This window comes from Bacillus vallismortis, from assembly GCF_004116955.1.
Lineage (GTDB): Bacteria > Bacillota > Bacilli > Bacillales > Bacillaceae > Bacillus > Bacillus vallismortis.
In genome coordinates, this window is the sequence record NZ_CP026362.1 from 1,673,206 (window position 1) to 1,693,323 (window position 20,118).

Annotated in this window: 21 protein-coding genes and 3 pseudogenes; 10 read left to right on the forward strand and 14 right to left on the reverse strand. The window is 34.8% G+C overall.

The features are described from left to right. Window positions 1-4: 4 nt before the first annotated feature. The 7 genes from BV11031_RS09160 to phrK all read left to right on the forward strand — a co-directional run bounded on the left by BV11031_RS09160 (window position 5) and on the right by phrK (window position 7,303). Window positions 5-2,089: a glycosyl hydrolase family 28-related protein gene (locus tag BV11031_RS09160; protein ID WP_010328134.1), complete on the forward strand. Its 2,085-nt coding sequence runs from the start codon at window positions 5-7 to the stop codon at window positions 2,087-2,089. A gap of 134 nt (window positions 2,090-2,223) precedes the next feature. After that, on the forward strand, window positions 2,224-3,867 hold the full coding sequence (locus BV11031_RS09165) for a hypothetical protein (RefSeq protein ID WP_010328135.1): 1,644 nt from the start codon (window positions 2,224-2,226) through the stop codon (window positions 3,865-3,867). A 196-nt stretch (window positions 3,868-4,063) separates the two neighbouring features. After that, window positions 4,064-5,134 carry a peptidoglycan recognition protein family protein gene (locus BV11031_RS09170; protein WP_010328136.1) on the forward strand — a complete coding sequence of 357 codons (1,071 nt, stop codon included), beginning with the start codon at window positions 4,064-4,066 and terminating at the stop codon, window positions 5,132-5,134. Between the two features lie 115 nt (window positions 5,135-5,249). Then, on the forward strand, window positions 5,250-5,642 hold the full coding sequence (locus tag BV11031_RS09175) for a hypothetical protein (protein ID WP_010328137.1): 393 nt from the start codon (window positions 5,250-5,252) through the stop codon (window positions 5,640-5,642). 20 nt (window positions 5,643-5,662) lie between these two features. After that, window positions 5,663-5,914: a phage holin gene (locus BV11031_RS09180; RefSeq protein ID WP_010328138.1), complete on the forward strand. Its 252-nt coding sequence runs from the start codon at window positions 5,663-5,665 to the stop codon at window positions 5,912-5,914. Between the two features lie 154 nt (window positions 5,915-6,068). Continuing rightward, window positions 6,069-7,184: a response regulator aspartate phosphatase RapK gene (gene rapK, locus BV11031_RS09185; RefSeq protein WP_010328139.1), complete on the forward strand. Its 1,116-nt coding sequence runs from the start codon at window positions 6,069-6,071 to the stop codon at window positions 7,182-7,184. Beyond that, complete coding sequence (phrK, locus tag BV11031_RS09190) at window positions 7,181-7,303, forward strand: phosphatase RapK inhibitor PhrK (protein WP_004399440.1); 123 nt, start codon at window positions 7,181-7,183, stop codon at window positions 7,301-7,303. The genes rapK and phrK overlap by 4 nt, the downstream gene beginning before the upstream one ends. Before the next feature lie 51 nt (window positions 7,304-7,354). On the opposite strand, the gene BV11031_RS09195 is transcribed toward phrK, so the two are convergent. Both BV11031_RS09195 and BV11031_RS09200 read right to left on the reverse strand, forming a co-directional pair. Next, window positions 7,355-8,605, reverse strand: a complete 1,251-nt coding sequence (locus BV11031_RS09195) for a Y-family DNA polymerase (protein ID WP_010328140.1) — start codon at window positions 8,603-8,605, stop codon at window positions 7,355-7,357. Beyond that, complete coding sequence (locus BV11031_RS09200) at window positions 8,598-8,930, reverse strand: YolD-like family protein (RefSeq protein ID WP_010328141.1); 333 nt, start codon at window positions 8,928-8,930, stop codon at window positions 8,598-8,600. Before BV11031_RS09200 ends, BV11031_RS09195 begins: the two co-directional genes overlap by 8 nt. A gap of 172 nt (window positions 8,931-9,102) precedes the next feature. Between BV11031_RS09200 and BV11031_RS09205 the strand changes: the two genes are divergently transcribed. Beyond that, entirely contained in the window at window positions 9,103-9,438 is a 336-nt protein-coding gene (locus tag BV11031_RS09205) for a YolC/YozM family protein (protein WP_010328142.1), read from the forward strand. Between the two features lie 41 nt (window positions 9,439-9,479). Here the strand turns inward: BV11031_RS09205 and BV11031_RS09210 are convergent, their stop codons facing one another. Together BV11031_RS09210 and BV11031_RS09215 are read right to left on the reverse strand one after the other, a co-directional pair. After that, window positions 9,480-9,836, reverse strand: a complete 357-nt coding sequence (locus BV11031_RS09210) for a hypothetical protein (RefSeq protein WP_010328143.1) — start codon at window positions 9,834-9,836, stop codon at window positions 9,480-9,482. A 5-nt stretch (window positions 9,837-9,841) separates the two neighbouring features. After that, window positions 9,842-10,309 (reverse strand): DUF4879 domain-containing protein, encoded by a 468-nt coding sequence (locus tag BV11031_RS09215; protein WP_010328144.1) that lies wholly within the window; start codon window positions 10,307-10,309, stop codon window positions 9,842-9,844. 230 nt (window positions 10,310-10,539) lie between these two features. Here BV11031_RS09215 and BV11031_RS09220 point away from each other — a divergent pair, with 230 nt between their 5' ends. After that, window positions 10,540-10,623, forward strand: coding sequence for a putative holin-like toxin (locus BV11031_RS09220; protein WP_082786706.1), 84 nt, complete (start codon window positions 10,540-10,542; stop codon window positions 10,621-10,623). Between the two features lie 282 nt (window positions 10,624-10,905). On the opposite strand, the pseudogene BV11031_RS09225 reads toward BV11031_RS09220, so the two are convergent. The 7 genes and pseudogenes from BV11031_RS09225 to BV11031_RS09255 all read right to left on the reverse strand — a co-directional run bounded on the left by BV11031_RS09225 (window position 10,906) and on the right by BV11031_RS09255 (window position 16,522). Further along, window positions 10,906-11,414: pseudogene (locus tag BV11031_RS09225) on the reverse strand (GNAT family N-acetyltransferase). A gap of 35 nt (window positions 11,415-11,449) precedes the next feature. Continuing rightward, window positions 11,450-12,028: an SMI1/KNR4 family protein gene (locus tag BV11031_RS09230; RefSeq protein ID WP_010328386.1), complete on the reverse strand. Its 579-nt coding sequence runs from the start codon at window positions 12,026-12,028 to the stop codon at window positions 11,450-11,452. A 54-nt stretch (window positions 12,029-12,082) separates the two neighbouring features. Beyond that, complete coding sequence (locus tag BV11031_RS09235) at window positions 12,083-12,541, reverse strand: YrhA family protein (protein WP_010328387.1); 459 nt, start codon at window positions 12,539-12,541, stop codon at window positions 12,083-12,085. Between the two features lie 12 nt (window positions 12,542-12,553). Then, a complete protein-coding gene (locus tag BV11031_RS09240) occupies window positions 12,554-14,440 on the reverse strand; it encodes a T7SS effector LXG polymorphic toxin (RefSeq protein WP_010328388.1) in 1,887 nt (628 codons plus the stop codon). Window positions 14,441-14,539: 99 nt separating this feature from the next. Then, a pseudogene (locus BV11031_RS09245) lies at window positions 14,540-15,081 on the reverse strand (SMI1/KNR4 family protein). A gap of 66 nt (window positions 15,082-15,147) precedes the next feature. Beyond that, window positions 15,148-15,324: pseudogene (locus tag BV11031_RS22935) on the reverse strand (SunI/YnzG family protein); the annotation flags it as partial. A gap of 112 nt (window positions 15,325-15,436) precedes the next feature. Then, window positions 15,437-16,522 (reverse strand): DUF4238 domain-containing protein, encoded by a 1,086-nt coding sequence (locus BV11031_RS09255; RefSeq protein WP_010328390.1) that lies wholly within the window; start codon window positions 16,520-16,522, stop codon window positions 15,437-15,439. A gap of 324 nt (window positions 16,523-16,846) precedes the next feature. On the opposite strand from BV11031_RS09255, the gene yokF reads away from it, so the two are divergent. Further along, window positions 16,847-17,737: an endonuclease YokF gene (yokF, locus tag BV11031_RS09260; RefSeq protein ID WP_026014444.1), complete on the forward strand. Its 891-nt coding sequence runs from the start codon at window positions 16,847-16,849 to the stop codon at window positions 17,735-17,737. Between the two features lie 78 nt (window positions 17,738-17,815). Here the strand turns inward: yokF and BV11031_RS09265 are convergent, their stop codons facing one another. The 3 genes from BV11031_RS09265 to BV11031_RS09275 form a co-directional block, all read right to left on the reverse strand. Then, window positions 17,816-18,697 (reverse strand): HNH endonuclease, encoded by an 882-nt coding sequence (locus BV11031_RS09265; protein WP_010328392.1) that lies wholly within the window; start codon window positions 18,695-18,697, stop codon window positions 17,816-17,818. A 92-nt stretch (window positions 18,698-18,789) separates the two neighbouring features. Further along, window positions 18,790-19,629, reverse strand: coding sequence for an SMI1/KNR4 family protein (locus tag BV11031_RS09270; RefSeq protein ID WP_010328393.1), 840 nt, complete (start codon window positions 19,627-19,629; stop codon window positions 18,790-18,792). A gap of 266 nt (window positions 19,630-19,895) precedes the next feature. Next, window positions 19,896-20,108 (reverse strand): bacteriocin-like WGxF protein, encoded by a 213-nt coding sequence (locus BV11031_RS09275; RefSeq protein ID WP_010328394.1) that lies wholly within the window; start codon window positions 20,106-20,108, stop codon window positions 19,896-19,898. Window positions 20,109-20,118: the final 10 nt, after the last annotated feature.

The window sequence follows — 20,118 nt, forward strand, 5'->3', positions numbered from 1 at the left end:
CATATTGAGCGATAATTTAATTCCTGTAAATACTATGGGTTACTATGATGAAGAAGCCCAAAAATGGATACCTTTAGATGCAGTAGGTTTAAAATCAAATGACAATAGATACACTGCAGATGATATTCGCAGTAAATTTGATGAATTTAAAAAGAGCACAGACACATTACGAACAGAGCTTGAAAGCATTGGTGTTAGCATTGCCAAGTTCGGTGCTAAAGGTGATGGAGTAACAGATGATACAGATGCATTTCAAAAAGCTTTAGATATAGGCGGAAAGGTAATTATCCCATCTGGAACATATCTAGTTGGTCAGCTAAAGATAAACAGCAACACTCACTTCTTTGGTCTAGGAAAAACAACAATTAAGCACAACCTATCAACCGGTTGGTCTTCCCCATTTCCACGTGCGATGATTGCAAATTCTAACTTACCTGCATATAAAAAACCAAATGATGCTACCAGAGAATATAAAACTGGCTTAAATAAAAATATAATCTTAGAGAACATAACTTTTGATGGTCAGAATCATCCAATCTACGGTATACAGATGGTCGCTGCTGATTATGTGTCCATTATAAATTGTGATGTTATCAATACATCTGGAGGTTTAGATTTCCGAGCTGTTAGAGATTCATATGTCAACTTACATTTAGATAACGTTAAAGAAGACGGCATTTCAATTTCAGATCAGAATTTTAAGCCTTTAACTGGAGAAAGAGGTATTTCTACTCGGGTACTTTTCGAAAAATGTCTAGTTGAAAACTCATGTCTTGTTAATTCTGACACTCCACCGGATGCAAACGCATATGAATTCGATGATGGCATGTCTCACATCTACCTCTTAAATTGTGGAGCTATAAATAATCATGGATCAGGATTTGAAGTTCACGTTCATACTTCAGAATATGATGTTACAGATATCCACTTCATAAACTGCTTCGCAATCAATAATACCCCATCAGCCGGTGTGACACGAACAGTTGCTGGCTTCCACCTTGGTCAAACCCCTCTCGAAAGTAAATTAGGCCGTATTTATTTTGAAAATTGCACATCAATTGGAAGTCCAAATGCTTTTGCTGGAAGCCCCGGTTCTCAAGAAGGAACTAAAGATGAAATTTTTATACATGGTGGATATTGGGAAGCCGGAAACTTTTACGAAAAAGAAGTAAGAGATATGCGTAAAACCGCTATGTTATTGAAGAAACAATTTAATAACTTTGTCATTAAAAACGCTACGATTAAAGCTCCCAAAGACGGATTTGGCATCTATACATATTTAGAAGGTAAAGATTTAACTGTTACTGGGAACAGTTTTAAAGATACCTATATAGCTGCAAGGTTAGGTCATTATGAAGGAGACGTTGTTTTTAGTGATAATCGAGTAGAACCAGGTGAACATACAACAAGCCCTTACTCTGCTTTTGTTTACGTTAATACTAAAACGGCGATCATTAAAGATAACATCCTTAGAATGAATTCAAATGATTACTCTTCTTCAATAGTTAGAATAAACGGTGTAAAACGAAGCATCATTTCGGGCAATACAATTGAAAACACAGGTGCGCTCTATAATAATGCTATTCAGGTTGATGGTGTAGGAGAAACAATAGTTGAAAAGAACATAGCAACTAATTTTGAAACAGGCGTATTTATGTCTAACGAATCTGATTCAGTGATCATAGCAAATAACAGTTTCAAAACATGTACTCGAATCACAAACAGAACAGATGCAAGTTTTTTGATTCTTGGTCAAAATGCTGGTGCTACGATAAATAACCCAGGATGGATTAACGCCCAATTAGAAAATGGTTGGCAATCTTTTAGAACCCCTCGCTACACTAAAAACGGAAACATTGTCACTATTTCGGGAGCAGTTAAATCTGGATCTGCTGGTACCGCAATATTTACTCTACCCGAAGAATATAGACCTACATATGCAGTAACATACACACAATACAATAGTGGAACATCAACCAAAAGTGTTGTTATGACAATTAACAACACAGGTACGGTTGTACTCTCTACCTCAATACCAGGAGCTAATACTGATTATGTTTTATTAGATATAACTTATACCTTAGGGTAATAAATAGAAGGTAGTCCATGATGTGGACTACTTTACTTTTAATTCCATTGGGAATATAATGTTAAATGAATAATTTGGTAATATCATAGACTGTAATACTTATTATTTAATTGAAACTTTTGGAGGAATACATAATGGCATTGAAGAGTCTACTCTCTTTTAAAAATAAACTTGAAACCAATGTCAGCAACATTGAGTCAGAAATGACCATGTACAATGAAATGATTGAAGGCATAGATGAAATCGAAACTGAAGACGGCGCTCAACAAAAAATTGATGCACATAAAAACGAAGACGGATTACATGTTACAAGTTTAGACAGAGAAAAATGGAATTCAGCATATCAAACATCTACGGAAGCAAAAGATACAATTGATCAATTAAGTTTATCTAATGCTCAATCAAGGCTCACACTTTTAAGTGCATATGATGATATTGAAGCATATCATCCAAAGGTAGTTGGTTTTAAGGAAAGATGGAATGGCTACCTTTATTGGATGGCTTTCACTCCATATCCTAAAGGAGCTCAAGCAAAAGAGAATCCTCATATTTTAGTGAGTGACGACATGATTAATTGGTCTGAACCTAACGGATTTAAGAACCCTCTTGAACCGCAGCCTAATGGAAGTGCAGATAAACAATATAATTCAGATACTCATATGGTCTATAATGACCAATTAAATAGATTAGAGGTCTATTGGCGATTTGTAGATGAAGATGCCAAAACCGTGACGATTTTTAGAAAAGTCACAACAGATGGAAAGACATGGAGTGATAAAGAGGTTGCAATTACTGGAATTAGAAGTGATCGAGACTATATAAGTCCTGCAATTATCTTTGAGGATAATAAATACAAGATGTGGTGCGTTAGTAATGGATACAAAGTAATTTACTCTGAGAGTGCTACAGGAACAGAGTGGGATGAGTTTAAGGATATTTGTATACCAATGGATATACCAATGAATCTATGGCATCTTGATGTTATCCATACAGATGTTGGGTATGAGATGGTCGTTACGGCCTTTGTAACTGGCCAAGACAGAAATACAATGACTCTTTACCATTCAGTATCGGTTGACAATGTAACATGGTCTTTGGCAAAACCTATACTTAAGCCATCTAACAAGGAATTTGCATGGGATAATCAAGGTATTTATAGAGCTTGCCTAATGAAAATGAATGGCGTGTACTTCCTTTATTACTGTGGGTCAAGCAAAAAGTGGGATCGTGGTACAGGTTTAAGCTTTGGGACAGATGTTTATAAACTAAAAGGGTTAGACAAAAACGATGTCCACATCCTACAAAATGTCAGATCCATTAATATGATTTATAATGCTTTCCTAAGGAACTATGGATTACAAATAGCAGCACTTCAGCCGGACAATTCAATTTGGAAAGCATGTTTGCGTTTCAGTGGCGCAAATGAAGTGAAATTCGTTAATGATTTTAATGAAAACATTTTAATCAATTTAGCTGTTGATGCATTGAGAACATCTAATGGAATTAAGTTCATTGGAAAATCAGCTTATTACAATTCTAATGAATTTAAAGTGTATGAACCAGGTAAGGCTAGTATTGTTGGAATCGGTGCTGCTGATTTCTTAAGACCCAAGAGAGTAAATGATCCAACAAAGTCTGGAGGTCTAGAAATATCTTCAGTTGTCTTTGAGGATAACGGGGTTTGGGATGGAACTGAACGTGAAGGTGCAATTAGATATGACAGTACCCGGAAAAAACACGTGGGGTTCGATGGTATTGAATGGCATGATCTATATTAATTTTTAAGGCACCTTCTCTAGAGGGTGTCTTATTTAATTGAGGAGGTGTTACGTTCTAGATAAAATATAGATTTTATTCAAAATACATACTTGAAAAACAGAGATAGTAAGAGCATACGTGAGATAAAGAGAGATTGGGTTAAGTCCCCTTCTCTCTTTTTTGTGCTCAAATTTAATTATTAGGAGAGATGTTTTTATGACAATTCAAGCGAGACAAATGTTGGTGCCATCAGGTAAATATTCAATTAAATGTCCTTATGCAATGTCGGCAAAGTATATTACTTTTCACAATACAGCTAATGATGCATCGGCAAATAATGAAATTACATACATGAGAAACAATAATGCTGAAGTATCTTATCACTTTGCAGTGGATGATAAAGAGGTTGTTCAAGGTATTCCAGTGAATCGAAATGCATGGCATACGGGAGATGGATCAGGTGTCAATTCCGGAAACCGTACGTCTATCGGCGTAGAGGTTTGCTACTCTAAATCTGGTGGAGAACGATACAGAAAAGCAGAAGCACTGGCAATCAAATTCATTGCACAACTACTTAAAGAACGTGGCTGGGGAGTTGAGCGAGTTAAGAAACACCAAGAGTGGTCAGGAAAATATTGTCCTCATCGTGTTTTAGATGAAGGTCGTTGGGATGAAGTTAAAAATAAAATTGCTGCCGAACTAAAAGTTCTCGGTGGCAGATCAACTGCTCCAACAAAAACATCAATCAGACCAACTACATCCTCCCCTTCCTCTTCATCAGCAGCAAGTGGTTCACTAAAATCAAAAGTTGACGGTCTTCGCTTCTATTCAAAACCATCTTGGGAAGATAAAGATGTTGTCGGCACAGTAAATAAAGGCATTGGATTTCCTACAGTTGTTGAGAAAGTTAAAGTCGGATCTGCGTACCAATACAAAGTTAAGAACTCTAAAGGCGCTACATATTACATCACTGCTTCTGACAAATATGTTGATGTTACAGGATCAGTTAAAACCTCTTCTCCTGCCCCAAAAACAACATCAACTTCTTCAAGCTCCTCATCTATTAAATCCGTGGGAAAAATCAAAATTGTTGGTGTATCAAGCGCAGCAATCGTAATGGACAAACCTGATCGAAATAGTTCTAAAAATATTGGCACAGTCAAGCTTGGAAGTACTATTTTAATTTCTGGTTCAGTTAAAGGCAAAAACAATTCCAAAGGTTACTGGGAAGTTATTTATAACGGTAAACGTGGATACATCTCAGGACAGTTTGGTTCAAAAATCTAAATATATTCAATTATCTCGGAGGGTATTTGTTGATCTAATGTATCAGTGACTATCCTCTTAATTTTAGGAGGTGATGTAATGTCACCTTTCTATATTCATTAAAGGTTGGTGACAAATGGATAACTTTGAGCAAAGCACAATTTCAAGATTAAGTGCACTAGAAGAAAAAGCAAAACACACTAATAACAAGATTGACTCTCTTGAGGAAAGAACAAATGTTATCGGTCGTATTGCTACGCTAGTTGAGCAACAAGTCGAAATTAATAAAGACTCTCAAGCACAATCAAGAGAACAGTTCAGTACTCTTAACGAAATGAGTAACAGTTTAAAAAATCTAAGCAAATCGTATGAAAAACTGGACAATCGAGTTGAAATATTGGAACGCTCTGATTCTACTCGTAAAATTGATCCCTCACAATTCACAAAAGACCTTGTATTCAAGGTGTTGCCAAGTGTAATTGCCACTATTGTCGGTGCATGGTTGCTCATACATTTTGGCCTCAAATAAAATTAACAGGAGACGATTAAATGACTAAAATCAACTGGAAAGTAAGACTTAAAAAGAAAACATTCCTTGTTGCGATTTTCTCTGCAACACTGTTATTCACACAAGCAATTGCTTCTGCATTTGGATACGACTTGACTGTATTTGGTGACGAATTGATAGAGAAATTTAATGCACTTCTAACTTTTTTATCTGCAATGGGTATCATTGTTGACCCAACAACTCAAGGTATTTCTGATAGTGAACAAGCCATGGGTTATGATTCACCGAGATAAAACCCCCTACCCTTCTCTCGATTGAGGAGGGTATTTTTTTCGTTTTTTTTAAATAAAAAATTGCAGAAAACTTTACATCCTTTTACAATTTTTTCAATGACTATGTTATGATTGTTTTCGAGGGATTTTTGAAATTTCAGAAAGAGGGGTTTGTATGAGTAAGATCGCTTCAGAAGTTGTCGCTACTACACTGAATGACTGGTACATTGCTATAAAAAAGCAAAAGGTTGATGAGTCAATAAAATATTATTCAGAGATAAAGAAACTTTTTGATGAAATGGAAGAAGATCAAGAAGTTCTTGCGTATTATAGTCTATTAGAAGAAAGACATAAAATGTTGCTGCATTCCTCACGAGGAGAACCTTTGCAAAAACACACCTATTTTACTGAAGACAATCAAAACTTCATTAAAAAAACAAATGATAAATTAGAATACAACTTTTATTTATTTGAAGCAATGTATGAGGCATACAACAAAAACTATGATCGAGCAATTAACTTATATGGATTAGCTGAGAAAAAGCTTGCAGAAATTCCGGATGAAATTGAAGCTGCTGAATTTTATTCTAAAGTCTCTTACTTATACACTCTTGTTAAACAAAGCATTGTGGCACAACACTATATAAAAAATGCAATTTCGATATATAAGCGACACCCTGATTATAAATGCAAACTTGCTACATCAACAATGATTGCAGCTGCAAACTATGCTGATATGAAACGATTTGAGGAAGCAGAGAAATATTACTTAGAAGCAATTGATATTGCAGTAGAAACAAAAGATGAATTTTTGAAAGCTCAATTATTTCACAATCTTAGTATCGTTTATTCTGATTGGAACAAACCTGATAAATGCATTGAATCACTTGAAGAAGCAATAGGAAATGAATCTTGGGTAAATTCAATTTATTATTTAAACTCTTTATTCATGATGATTAAAGAACTCTTTAAAATTGACGAAAAAATGAAAGCCATTAATTTTTACAATAAAGCACAGGAAAGACTCATATTAATGGAGAATAAAGTATACGAAGCCAAAATCAGCGTCCTGTATAACCTTTATTGTGGGGAATTAAAAAATAATTTCATCAATTGTATTAGTAATATTGAGTTTTTAAAACAGCAAAATGAACTTGAAAGTGTAGATGAATTGTCCTACATAGCTGCAAAAAGGTTTGAATCAATAGGTGCTTTTGAAGAAGCAACAAGCTTTTTCAATGCGAAAATTTGGGCTGAACAGAAAATGAACCAGGTGGAGGGAATCTTATGAAAAAACTTGTGCTTTGCGTATCTATTTTAGCTGTAATTTTAAGTGGGGTAGCTTTAACGCAATTGAGTACAGATTCACCATCTAACATCCAGGTAGCCGAAAGGCCTGTCGGAGGTTAAAAAAAAGGTTGATTAATTAGCCCTACTCAAACATTTGAGTGGGCTTTTATGTTATGATTTATGTCCACCAGTAAGGTCGGCTCTGTGAAGCGCAGTACCAGCAGATGTATAAGAAACTGCTCTCAGAATCGCTCTCGATCCATATTTACTTCTAATCCCGTCCATTACAAATCCAAGCTTTCTTCTCTTTTCATTATCCACTTCAAATAAACTCAGCTGCTGATTAACATCTTCTTCAATATTTGATAACGTAACTGAGATACTTCTCACTGTTTTACCCGAGTAAAACTTATGAAAGAGCATTAAGCAGCATCTATAAATATCCATTGTGATATTTGTGGGAAGATCAATTGTTTTTGCTCGATGAAATCCACCACCAAGCTCATCTTTACTGTAGCCAATTCCCAGGCTGATTGTTCGACCAACTTTATTATGTGTACGTGCCCTTCTTGCAACTTCCTCACAAATCTCCAGAAGAACAGCCTTAATCTCTTCTCTCTTTGTATAATCCCTCAGCAAAATCTGACTCTTACCAAAACTAATCTGCCCCTGCATCAATGGAGCTCCAATTTCTGATAAATCGATTCCATGAGCATGATAATACAACTGGTTTCCCATTATTCCGAACTTCTTTTCAAGCAGCTCTAAAGGAAATTTAGCTAACTGACCTACAGTTGATATTCCCATCCGATTAAGATTTCTTTCCATTCTCCCTCCTATCCCCCACATTTTAGACAAAGGGTAAACCTTCCAGAGTTTATTTGGCACATCTTCATATCTCCAACGTGCAATACCTCTCTTTGTTTTCTTACTCTCCAGGTCAAGTGCAAGCTTACTGAGCAACATATTGTCTCCAATGCCTACTGTGCACATCAAACCAAACTCTCTCCACATGCTGCTTTGAATTGCCTTGGCCATTTCTTCAGGATCTTCTTTTCCTGCATCTAAAAAAGATTCATCAATTGAATAGGTATGTACACATTTTTCAGGAACAAACCTGTAAAACAGCTTTGTAATCTCAGTCGAAACTCTGATGAAAAGCTTCATTTGCGGATTTACAATGTGTATTCTTGGATCTTCAGGTATCTCAAAAAGTCTCGATCCTGTTTTGATTCCAAAATCTTTTTTAAGTGCAGGAGATGCAGCTAACACTACACTTCCCTGTCTCTCCGTATTTCCTACAACAGCAAGATAGCATGTTAAAGGATTAAGCCCCATTGTTACAGCCGATACCGAAGCATAAAAGGATTTCATGTCGACACAAGTTATATTCTTTCGTGGAAATTGTGAGTAATCAATCATTGTATGTAACTCCTATGATGTTATTCATGTTGACATAAACTGTATTGTCGTTCTGGTCTTTTACGTGAAGCTTTTGTTGTTCAAAATTAATGTAATGTACTCTGCCGGTAACATTTTCAACGAATCCATTGTTAAAGAGTTTGAATTTCAACTCTTTATTAAATTCCAATGCCTCAGAGACGAGAAGATCCATCTCTTCAATTTGTTGGTCATCTAAGGATGGCTTTTCAATTTTTGATACATCAATCAAATCTTGTTTAAGCTGTGTTAAATGTTCTGGAAGCATCATTGATGTCCATTTGATTGTTCCTCGGTCTCTAAGCATATCGACTCACTCCTTTATTAATCTAATATTAACAGAACAAACGTTCTTTATTCAAGAGAAACCAGAACAAAGGTTCGGTGTAAATGTTGGAAATAAAATTAAAGGTCAATAATGATATACGTAGTATTAATAAAGGAGGGATTCTTTTCCACAAAGGAGAGTGTATTGGTGAATGAAGAAGAGGCTAATCGGATTTTTGATCTTAGTTCCTGCTTTGATTATGTCGGGTATTACTTTAATCGAATCAAACAAAAAAGCACCTGAAGAAGTTTTAGAAAGTGCTTGGGATGAATTTGGTTTATTTAGTTTTCAAATTGGAATAACAGATCCGGCAATTACAATTGGCATGGATCAAACCAAAAGTGAGGCAAAGCTCCGTGAATATTTAGAACATAATCTGTCAAGAGAAGCAAAACAAAAATATAAGATTTATGTATTCAAAGATGATATTGATAAATTGGAGAAAGAACATCGAGAGTATTTGCAAGCAAATAACCCCAATAAGTAAAACGCCCAGCACTTTATTAAGCTGGGCATTGTTTTCATTATTTAAATTGAATTTTTATAAGCATTAATTGCTTCGTTTCGCAGCAGCATATTATTTTTGTTAACCATACCTAAGTTATAAGTTTTTTTGATAATATCTAATACCTGTGAATCTAATGCAGAGAGATTGCCTCCCGGATTAAATCTTGATTTCCAATAATCTAAAGACTTATTTAGGTCAAATGAGCTTTTTTTGTTCTCAGGTTTAACTACCTCATTTTTCTCAAGTTTTTCACAGAATTTACTAAAACCAATTGATGAAGGAGTTGGGTTATTCCCTCCGTATCCTTCTGTAGCCAAACTGCAAAATGCTAAGAACTTTGGATCTTTAGTTACATCATAATTAGAAGTGCTAATCACCTGGTTCACTCTCTTTCAAAATCAATTTTTCGGCTGTAAACAAAAGTAGTGCCTGAGCTTAATGCTTTAATCTGTATAGAGTTATCTTGAAGTGCGTCCATTGGAATCTCAAAATATTTATCCCAGCCTATAACTACCTTATTCTGACCAAGAATGGCATCGGATTTATACATCCTAGCTGTACCATCATATAACAGATTTTTTCCATCTTTACCCGTGATAACTGTTAACTTTGTATACCCCATAAAACGAGCCTTAACGTGAAGTTTATCACCTTTTAAAACACTTGGAGCTTTGGTTTGACTAAAAGTGATGTTATCCCAAGCAAAATCGTTCCCGTCTGATGTAATCCCTGTAATTTGCAGATAATAAAGTGGTGTTGCTTCTGCTGCTTTGGCTTTTGTTGGATCAGTGTAAGCAAAAGCTACTACTGCTAGAAAAGCAAGCAGCACATACGTAATTCTTTTCTTCATTTCCTAAATCCTCCTTGGTACAAGTTTACATGTTAAATATCGTCATTTGAAAGGAATTGTTTAATATTTGAAATAAAAAAGAACCTGCATTTTGCAAGTTCATTCATATTGTCAATTTATTGTGAGTTTTTAACGACAAGGACATTTATGTATAGTATAATATTTCCTGTACATTAAGATTGCTCACTCAAGGGAGTCTTGCTCATCCCCTAATGAAAGGGGGTGATGCTATGTCAACATTCCAGGCATTAATGTTAATGCTTGCATTCGGGTCGTTTATAATCGCCCTGTTGACGTATATAAATAAAAAATAGACCTCCCTTGAGCCTCAGAACCTAAAGGGATAGGTCTACCAAGAAACCACATCGAGCAAGCCCTTTGATGGGCAACTTTTTGTACAGAGCCGGGGTGTTGGTAGCACCCTGGTCTTTTTATTTTATGCATTTCTTATTAAACAAATGCATTTTTTATACTTTAAAAAGTATAATCCTCATCCTAATTATAACCATATAAAAATGGTATTTGCAATACTATTGCTTTATGGTTAAAACCATTATTTTATTGGAACCCAGTACTTTATCGATGCACAAGTGATATTATCCATGATTCAGTTCAAATTCTTCTCTTGTCATCCCAAAGCAAATACCATCATAATAGGCACCTTTAGTGAAAATGATCTTTCTTAGTTGTCCCTCTTTCATGAAACCTAATTTTTCATGTAATCGTATGGATGGATTATTAAAAGAATAAACAGTTGTATTTACTTTTTGATAAGCAAGTTCCAAAAAGAAAAAGCGAAGAACCATCAAGATCATTTCTTTGGCAAATCCTTTGCCCCTATATGGCTCGAATACAGCCAAATAATAACCGAAGGTACCATTTTTCCTATCACAGTCAAAGGTTTCAATCATACCTACTATATACGGAATTCATCTTTTTCTAATTGTTCTTCTACCCATTCTCTCATGTTATTAGCTGAACGAGGAAAATGTAGCGAGTCCATATTTCGCAGAATTTCATCATCTAACGAATCAAATATAACGATATCTTCAGGTTGAATTGCTCGCAGTGTAAGATTCTCCCCTGTCCAATAAGTAACTGCCATTTTAACTTTTCCTCCAGTTATCTCCATACGTTTTCTTAACTGCTTAGTAAGTCATCATCTAATTCAATATACAGAATTCCATCATCTTCTTTATCAGCTTCAATTGGTTCATCAACTAAACTGAAGACAAACTCCTCAAACGAATTGGCAATTAAGAAAAAGTCTTTGTCGGGATGACTTAATTCATGATCCCAAAACAATATCTTTCCATTATCGATATCCATGCATATTTCATTCCCGCCTGCAGAGCTTGCTATAGGAATAATATTTCTAGGAAAGCGATCAGAATATGTATCTATTGCTTTCTGAAGACTGTTATGATCGTTCGCTAAACCATAAAAACCTTCTAACAATTGTGTATCATCGCCCTTGCCCATCCAAGGATCTTTCTCTAAAGGTTTATAGCAAACGTCATACTCAATTTCATCTGTTGTTTTTGTACTTTCTAGATAACAGCCGCCATATTCCTTCAAAAAATCCTTATAATCAGAAGGTAATTGTTTTCCTATGTTCATTTCAATTTCTTTGAGTTGTTCATTTTTATTGATTCTGGGATCTGTTTTTGCATCAATTGAAAACTCTTTCAACATTTGTTTGATATTATTGAAGCTCATATTAATCCCCTCCGCATTGCACACTTTAGCAATGAACAATTGCAATACTTTTGTTTAATTGTCTAAACTAACTTTCAATGCATCAGCTAGCATGGCGTTAAAATCATTAAATTTGTTCATCAGCGTTCCAGAGGGTTTATCAAGCTCTAAGTATTCATTCTCAATTACATCTAAACAATACCAAGCTGTATCTGAGTCACCAAAAAACAGATATTTTTTCTGCTCATCATTTTCGTGCCACTGTTCATTTGTTTCAATAAAACCATAAACTTCTTCATCATTTTCTTCTCTCAGTAATTCTTGATCCAATCCATAGATTACCAAGCCATTAAAATCTAATCCGTTTACAGTTTGAAGGAATTTTTTATATTCTAAAGGAATCTCATTTACAGGGAACTTACCTAATACTGCTTCTTCAAAGTTCCTTATTTCTTGGTCTGTAACAGGAGAATTTAATTCATCTCCATACTTTGCTTCAGTTTTTCGAATTTCCTCTAATAAATTTACCCACATAATACTGCCCCCTTATTTCTCACTTGGATATATCTCACCATTTGGAATAGGCCAATTAATCTTCTTTGTTTCCCCCGGTGTCAAACCTTTTGTTAACGAATTTTGCTCGTTAGTTATTGCTTTATGATAAGGGTCATTTTTGATCAAAATCAAGTTATCCATGTCGTTTGTGCCACCGTCATCTAGAGGAAGCTTATGGTGAACTTGATATCCTTTTGGATTCAACCCATCCTTCATTCGGGCAATATCCTTATCTGTTAAGCCAGCTTTCTTAAGTTTATTAACTTTATTGGGATCATTTGATAGACCTTTTAAGAATTGTTTTTTTATAGAACTGTTGAACTTTCTTCTAAGTTTTGCTGTTTCTTCTGGACTTCTCTTTGTGTAGCTAATTTCCTTAACTTTAACACCTTTTAAAAGAACCTGTTCACCTTTTAGTGTTCCTACAAAATCATCGCTACCAGCCGATTTATAAAGCACACTGTTCTTCTCGTCTATCGCTTCTTTCAATACTGATGTGTTTTTCACATTGTGAGTATTCTTTATATCCTGAAGGATACCTGCATACGCCAATTGATTATTATTTAATGAAATAGAATTAATGAAGGTTTTTCCTTTATCAATTCCAGTCTTTACGCTATTAGTAATTGCTTTTTCTCCAGCCCCTAAGACTTTATCGACCTTGGCTGCTCCAGTTGTAGCTAACTTACTTGACCCTTTAAGAATAGAGCCTCCACCTTTTAATCCAACAAGGCTTCCAACAGCATAAGTTATATAGTGTGCTCTCGAATAAGCATCACCATTGACCATTTTATCATTCCAGGAATCAGATAAGTCTTTCCAAATAATTTTAGCATAAGTAGGTGTTTCAATTATGGTACCAGTTATTTTTAATAGCTTCTGCTCATCAGAAAGCTGTGAAAATTCCCAAGTACCAACTGCTAAGTCTTTGGCACCAACTACCGTATCCTTAACGACATCATATGCAGCTACACTTACTCCTTTAATAATATCCCAGGTGATTTCTCCTGCTCCCTCTAGCTGCTTTGCTTGTTCAATTTGCACTGCAAGCTGCACTTGAGCTGGCTCAAGATTCTCGTATCCTACTTTCTTAGCAATCTCTAAGTATTCATCAGGATCAGACACACCGTCATTAAGTTTTTTCTTTAATTCCTTAATTTCACGTTCTTTAGCTTCTTCTTTCTTCACACTTAAATAAGACTCAGAATGCTTCTCAATATCGCCTTTTTTCTTATGTATGTCACTTTCTCTATACGCTTTGGCATTGTAGTGAATTGGTGTAGCGTTCTTCCCTTTGCCAGTTGATTCTTGCAGTTTTTTAAAATCTTGCTGAATGAATTGTTCGTTTGGTTCTGTTTCAACGTATTCTGTTTTTAAATCCTCATCAAGTTTGTTTAGCTTATCGATTGTTTTTTCACGTTTGTCATCTGCAGAAGAAAGTTTGTCTTTGAAATCTTCTGTTGAGAATATTTCAAGTGGAAGGATGTCATTGATGTCATTCAGAATGTCTTTCATTGCTTTTTTCTGTTCAGACATAATGGATTTTGATTTTGTGTAGGCGTTAGCCAACTCATGTTCTAGAAAGGATTCTTCTATGTAAGCATCAGACATCTTAGCATCTTCAAGTTTTGCAGAAACACTGCTTAGAAAAGCAATCTTCATGTCAATTAAATCAATCCATTGATCTGTAACACCGACATGATCATGATAAAATGCTTTAATGTTGTTAGCACCCTTACCTGAAAACTCGCCGTCATCTAAATTAGCTACGGACTTAAACGCTTTTTTAAGCTTCACCATTTGCGACCTTAGTTCCTTGTACTCTTTAGTTCTTTTGTCTGCTTCTGAGAGCAATGAATCAGCTTCAAATACCTTCATTTTATTCTCCTTTCGAGCCTACTCTATGTAAATTTTACCACAATAATCTATTTGAATAACAGAAAAAGACAGCCGAAAATGACCGCCTTAAACATCGTGCTACCTTGTTCTATAATAATTTTCTGCGGTATAGTAGCGCCATTCCCAAAAAGTTGCCCCATTGGATTCTATATACCGATCTAGAAATATCTCAAAGTTTAAATTTAATGGTGTATACTCTCCTAATTGTAATATAAAAAGATAGTTGGGATCACCCTTATCCAATTTATCTTTGTCGATCATCAAATGACAACCTTCTAATAAATGACCAATTGGGATGCCATTGATACCTTCAAATAAATCCTCATATTTTAGTTCCTTTTCAATCTCTTCAAGGCTAAATAAATAAAGTCCCCCACCTATATTCTCCCCATCAAAAAGAATCTGAAAAATTTTCGCACCATTATGTAGTGTCATGAACTTCTGATAATCCTTTGGAAGGCTAAGTTGGTGTTTAGCATCAAAGCTTTGGAGGTCATTCAGGGTTGCTTTGTCCTCTGAAAATGTAACAAGGAACTCCATGATATATCCTTCAGAACAAAATAATTTAATGGCCTCTTTTTCATCTAACCGTTGACTGTCTTATGAACAAAGTTAGTCAAATAAATCACCCCATATATAAATGCTATTTATAATCACGGATACATGGCAAATGAAACTTTAATAATTTAAACATTAACAATTTTATTCATAATTGAAGCAGCATTAGTAGTGAACAAAATATATGTACATTTAGTTGTTTTAATCACTACCCTGTCGGTAGAGATAAAAGGAAATCCAATCCTTACTGCGCTTTTCTCTTCTCCCCAATAGTTTGGATCAAGCAATACCTCGTTAATTAATTTCTCTGATTGGAATTTCACTTTTGAATAAATTCGCAAATTCAGGGTGGTGTTTAATCTTTATGACAACTTTCCACTGATAAATTTTTAAAAATCATCACCAAGAATGTCCTTATCATTGATTTTCAAGCTTAGCCCTAGCGATCTTCATATATTCACTGATAAATGGCGATTCCATTCTTTGTAACCCTCCCATGTGTTGGGGAAGAACTAAACTTTTTGCAAATCTAGAGTCTGTTAACCACGGTAGAGCTATTTTTTTGGTAACTCTATTATTTGAGAAATTTATAATTTCGTGGTTATCATCTACTGAATTGAAAAATTTCACTTCTCTTTCTAGTTCATTAATTTTAGACGTATTCTTATTTTTATTATAAATTTTTCTAATATAATCCTCTTTTATTCTCTGATTAAAGAACGTGTTATCATAAGAGTTTAAATAAAACAATTCATTTAAATAATCTATTTCTCGGGCTCTTTTTAATGTCAGAACACCATTTTCTGCCTCTGGAATATCATATGCTTCACTATCGTAAAAGAGTAAACAATGCTGAGAAGATATTGGAAGGAATAACTGTAGCCCTCTAGTAACAAGGCCAAAACCCCTTCCATGATAATTCCTTCCAATATAAAATGAATTGTAACGAACTAATGGATTGTCTGATGTTATGAACTTTCTTGATGTTTTCTGTAATATCAAGATAGGTTCCAAATCATAAATTAGCGGGGTACTTTCTAAAGCAATACCTATAATATTATTAGCAGGTTGATTTATCTTGATTTCAAATTGGTCTAAATCTACTTCTTTAAAATCAGGATGTCCCTTAATCATTGTTTTGATCAGTTTATCAGCTGCATTTTCTGCTGAGTCAGCACTCCGTAAATTTCTTCCCTCACTAACTAATAAAAAAGTAAGTAGATGCTCATAATCTTCTATTTCATTAACAAAGTCTAGGATACTGTTTGTGTCTATAATTTTCTTTATAATTCTCGCGGCTTTTCTTTCAATCTCTTTATCTAAAAAATCCTCAACTACTTTGTCGTCACCGTAGAAATTGTTTCTTTGACACATATCTTTAATCGAAGCATTTTGGATGTATAATGAATTCATGATATTAAATGTGCTAATTGATTTGTCAGTTTCAGAAAAATTTCTCAAATAAAATTTCGGAACATAGTGCTGTCTACTTTTTTGTCCCATACTTGCTCCTCCCATATCCCTTTACTGGACAATTTTACTCCACCTATTATTTGAATTTTAATAACTTCTTTCATTGACTCTAATATGTGAAGGTACAAACACTTAATTAAGTTCCATTTGATTTTTCAACTGTAATCTCTAGCATAAGACCATTCCCTTCTGATAACGAACCTAGTAAAATTTTAACATGCGCCAACAAAACCTAAACAGAGATGTGATTATATTAAGGAAAAATTAAATTCACAATAATTGGATACAGGATTATAATTATTGATGGTTTACCGATATAAATAGAGAACAAACATTCTAAAAGGGGAAATGAAATTGAAGAAAGTATTATTAGGTTTTGCAGCATTCACTTTGAGCTTATCGTTGGCAGCCTGCAGCTCAAATGATTCTGAAAAAGTAAGCACAGAAAAAGAAACACCACAAGCGTCTTCGGATGTAGAAAAGAAAACAGAACAAAAGGAATCTACTAAAGAAAAAACTACTCACAAGCCTAAGGAAAAAGACAAAAAGGAATTAGTCGATGTGACATTAGATAGAGCAGTTGATGGAGATACGATTAAGGTTAATTACAACGGAAATGTAGACACAGTGCGCTACTTGCTCATAGACACACCTGAGACGAAGAAACCAAATTCATGTGTTCAACCGTATGGCGAAGATGCTTCTAAGCGAAATAAAGAATTGGTCAGCAATGGTAAACTGCAGCTTGAATTTGATAAAGGTGACGGGAGAGATAAGTATGGAAGACTATTAGCTTACGTTTATGTCGATGGCAAGTCTGTTCAGGAAACATTATTGAAAGAAGGATTAGCCAGAGTAGCCTATGTATATGAGCCAAATACGAAATACATAGACCAATTTAAGAAAGACGAGCAAGAAGCAAAAACAGAGAAGCTTTCTATTTGGAGTAAGAATGGATATGTGACTGACCGAGGGTTTAATGGCTGTGTGAAAGAAAAAACCACTGCAGTTAAAAAAGCAACAACATCTAAATCGGCAGCAACACAGCCTACAACTCCAAAAACATCAAGTGAAACTTCGACTACAACTGAAAACGAAGCTTCTTCAGAGTCAACTGGAGAAACAGAAACATTTAAAAATTGTACTGAGTTAAGAAAGAAATATCCGAATGGAGTACCTAGCTCGCACCCTGCTTACCAATCGAAAATGGATAGGGATCATGACAACTATGCTTGTGAACGTTAATTGAAAGCCCTTTGTGGCTTTCTTTTTTTAATATGTAATATAAAAAACCCCTCCTCTAAATAAAGGAGAGGAATAGATTTATAGAGAACCCCAGATAGATTTACCACCTGTATGTCCAGTTTTTTCATGTATAGTTCTATTTACTAATTGCAATCTGCCTGTATTTTCATGATGGTGCCATATATACCCTCGTGGAGTTTTCCCATTTTTAATGTCTTGAATCTGATACTTATTAAATTTTTTCGCATGCTCCCAAGTATTAATTGCCTTCTTCAAAGATGCGTTTGCATTTTTAAACTGAGTACTATTTGAAGATTTAATTAGACTCATAGGGAGATTGTAATTGTATTTAGATGCGAAAACAGGAAAACCTTTAGAATTAAATTTTACACCAGTCTTAGGGTGCTTCTTTCCTGCGAGCTTACCATTTCTGACTGCAATTTTCTTTGTTGTTGACTTTAACGTCTGCTTAACTAAGAGCTTACCTCCGACACGACTAACAACAGCAATTGCAGGTGGAATTAACCAAGCCCATTGAGCATGATAAGATTCATCCTCACCTACATCATCAGTTTCTGGTTCAGTGGCGCTTTCAGTCGGAGTTACAACATTCTCTTCAAATTCACTATCAGGAACACTTTCGTCTTCAATGATTTCTTCTTGCGCTGCGTCCTCTAATAAATTTTCATCTTCATAGACTGGAGCATCTACTAAATTATTATAATACGAATCTTCCGAAACATCAGAGTAATCTTCGTATGATTCCTCTTCGTAGTTAAAGTCATCCTCATACTCTTCATACTCGGAATCAACCGGATTTTCATCTGATCCTTGAACTGACTCTGTTCCAGATTGAACCGGCTGTTCAATTGACTGTGCTTCAGCAAAGTTCGGCAATACAAAAGTTAGCAGCAGGAGCAAACTCAAAACGACACTCAAAATCTTCTGATAGCTTTTCATTAATTTCCTCTTTTCTTTAGGATTTTTAACACATTTCCATTCTAGTACAAATGATGTTAAAAATAAACAAAAAGAGGAAAATTATACTCATTTTACAAGAAGTCTTTGAGTTGATCTAATATAATCTCAGTATCTTCATTTTCAGACTTTCCTAACTCATTAACAGCTTCTTGTACGACAGCTCTTAGATTATTTGATTGTATTTGAGGTGAATATGAAGAAACAATCGACATCAAAACGTCAGCCAATTCAAAAGCCATGTCACCTTGTGCTCCTATAGAATTATCTTTAATAATGTTCAGCAACCACTTTAGGTCTTCAACACTTTGGATTGGAAAAAGAGAAAGCCTATGAATCTCCATGGGGTTCTTATTAGCCAGGAGTTTTTCGACTTCTTCCTTCTGAATAGCATCTGGATCATTTGGATCAATACTTAGAATTTCATCAAAATCTAAATTTTCGTCTTCTTGAACTTCTTCGTATTCGTGTGTATAGAGTTTAGATAAGAATTCATCAAATGAATCTGCAATCTTAAAATCATTATTAAATTCAAGATCAAAGTAATGAACAGGTGGATTTTCATTAGTTAGACGATAATCTAACGCAACCCAATTATGTCCATCCCCCTGTATTAACAATAATCTTTGTGGTAGACCCCACTCTTTTATTAGATATTCACTTTCTAAAATCCCCAGATCCTTTCCTATTCCTCTAATATGATCAACTCCAATATGGTCGTCTGCCCACGATGTTTCCTGATCTGTTGGGTATGCATTAAAATTAATCAATCCACCATTTTGTTGGATAATCAATTTTTTATATTGTTCAGGTAAAGTTAGATTTAACTCTTGTTCAACATTCTTTATTTCATCTTCACTAATGTCTTTTAACCTAAAAGGATCATATTCACTGTTCTCCCAAAACTCACTCATAGTATTACCTCCTATGCGCTATGCAATGATTCTCCAAGACTATACGCTTTTAAATTCGGAAAGTTTTATCAAAGTTGTGATGGAAAATAAAACAGACGGTGATGTTCTTCACATGAGGCTTATCTTAGAAGAAAAGCCAGAGAGTATGTGAGGGAACTCTCTGGCCTATAGTGGCTGATATACCAACTATGATACATCTATAGGATACTTTATATTTGTGATGTATTCAAGATAAGATATATTTTATTGTTTAATGACCAGTTGAGTTACGCCTGATATCTCCTGCTGCTACTAGAACCAACATTTCTAAAGAGTAAGGAAGCAATCAAAGCTAAAACAAAATAAACAACTACAAACCCGCCCCAGAAGAAAAGCGCTTCATCGAATGGAAATCCAAATAGTCTAAAAATAACCCTGTGAACAATACCGGTAATAATAATCAGGATACTTGAAGATATTGCAAAAGTAATATGTTTCATCAAGAACAAC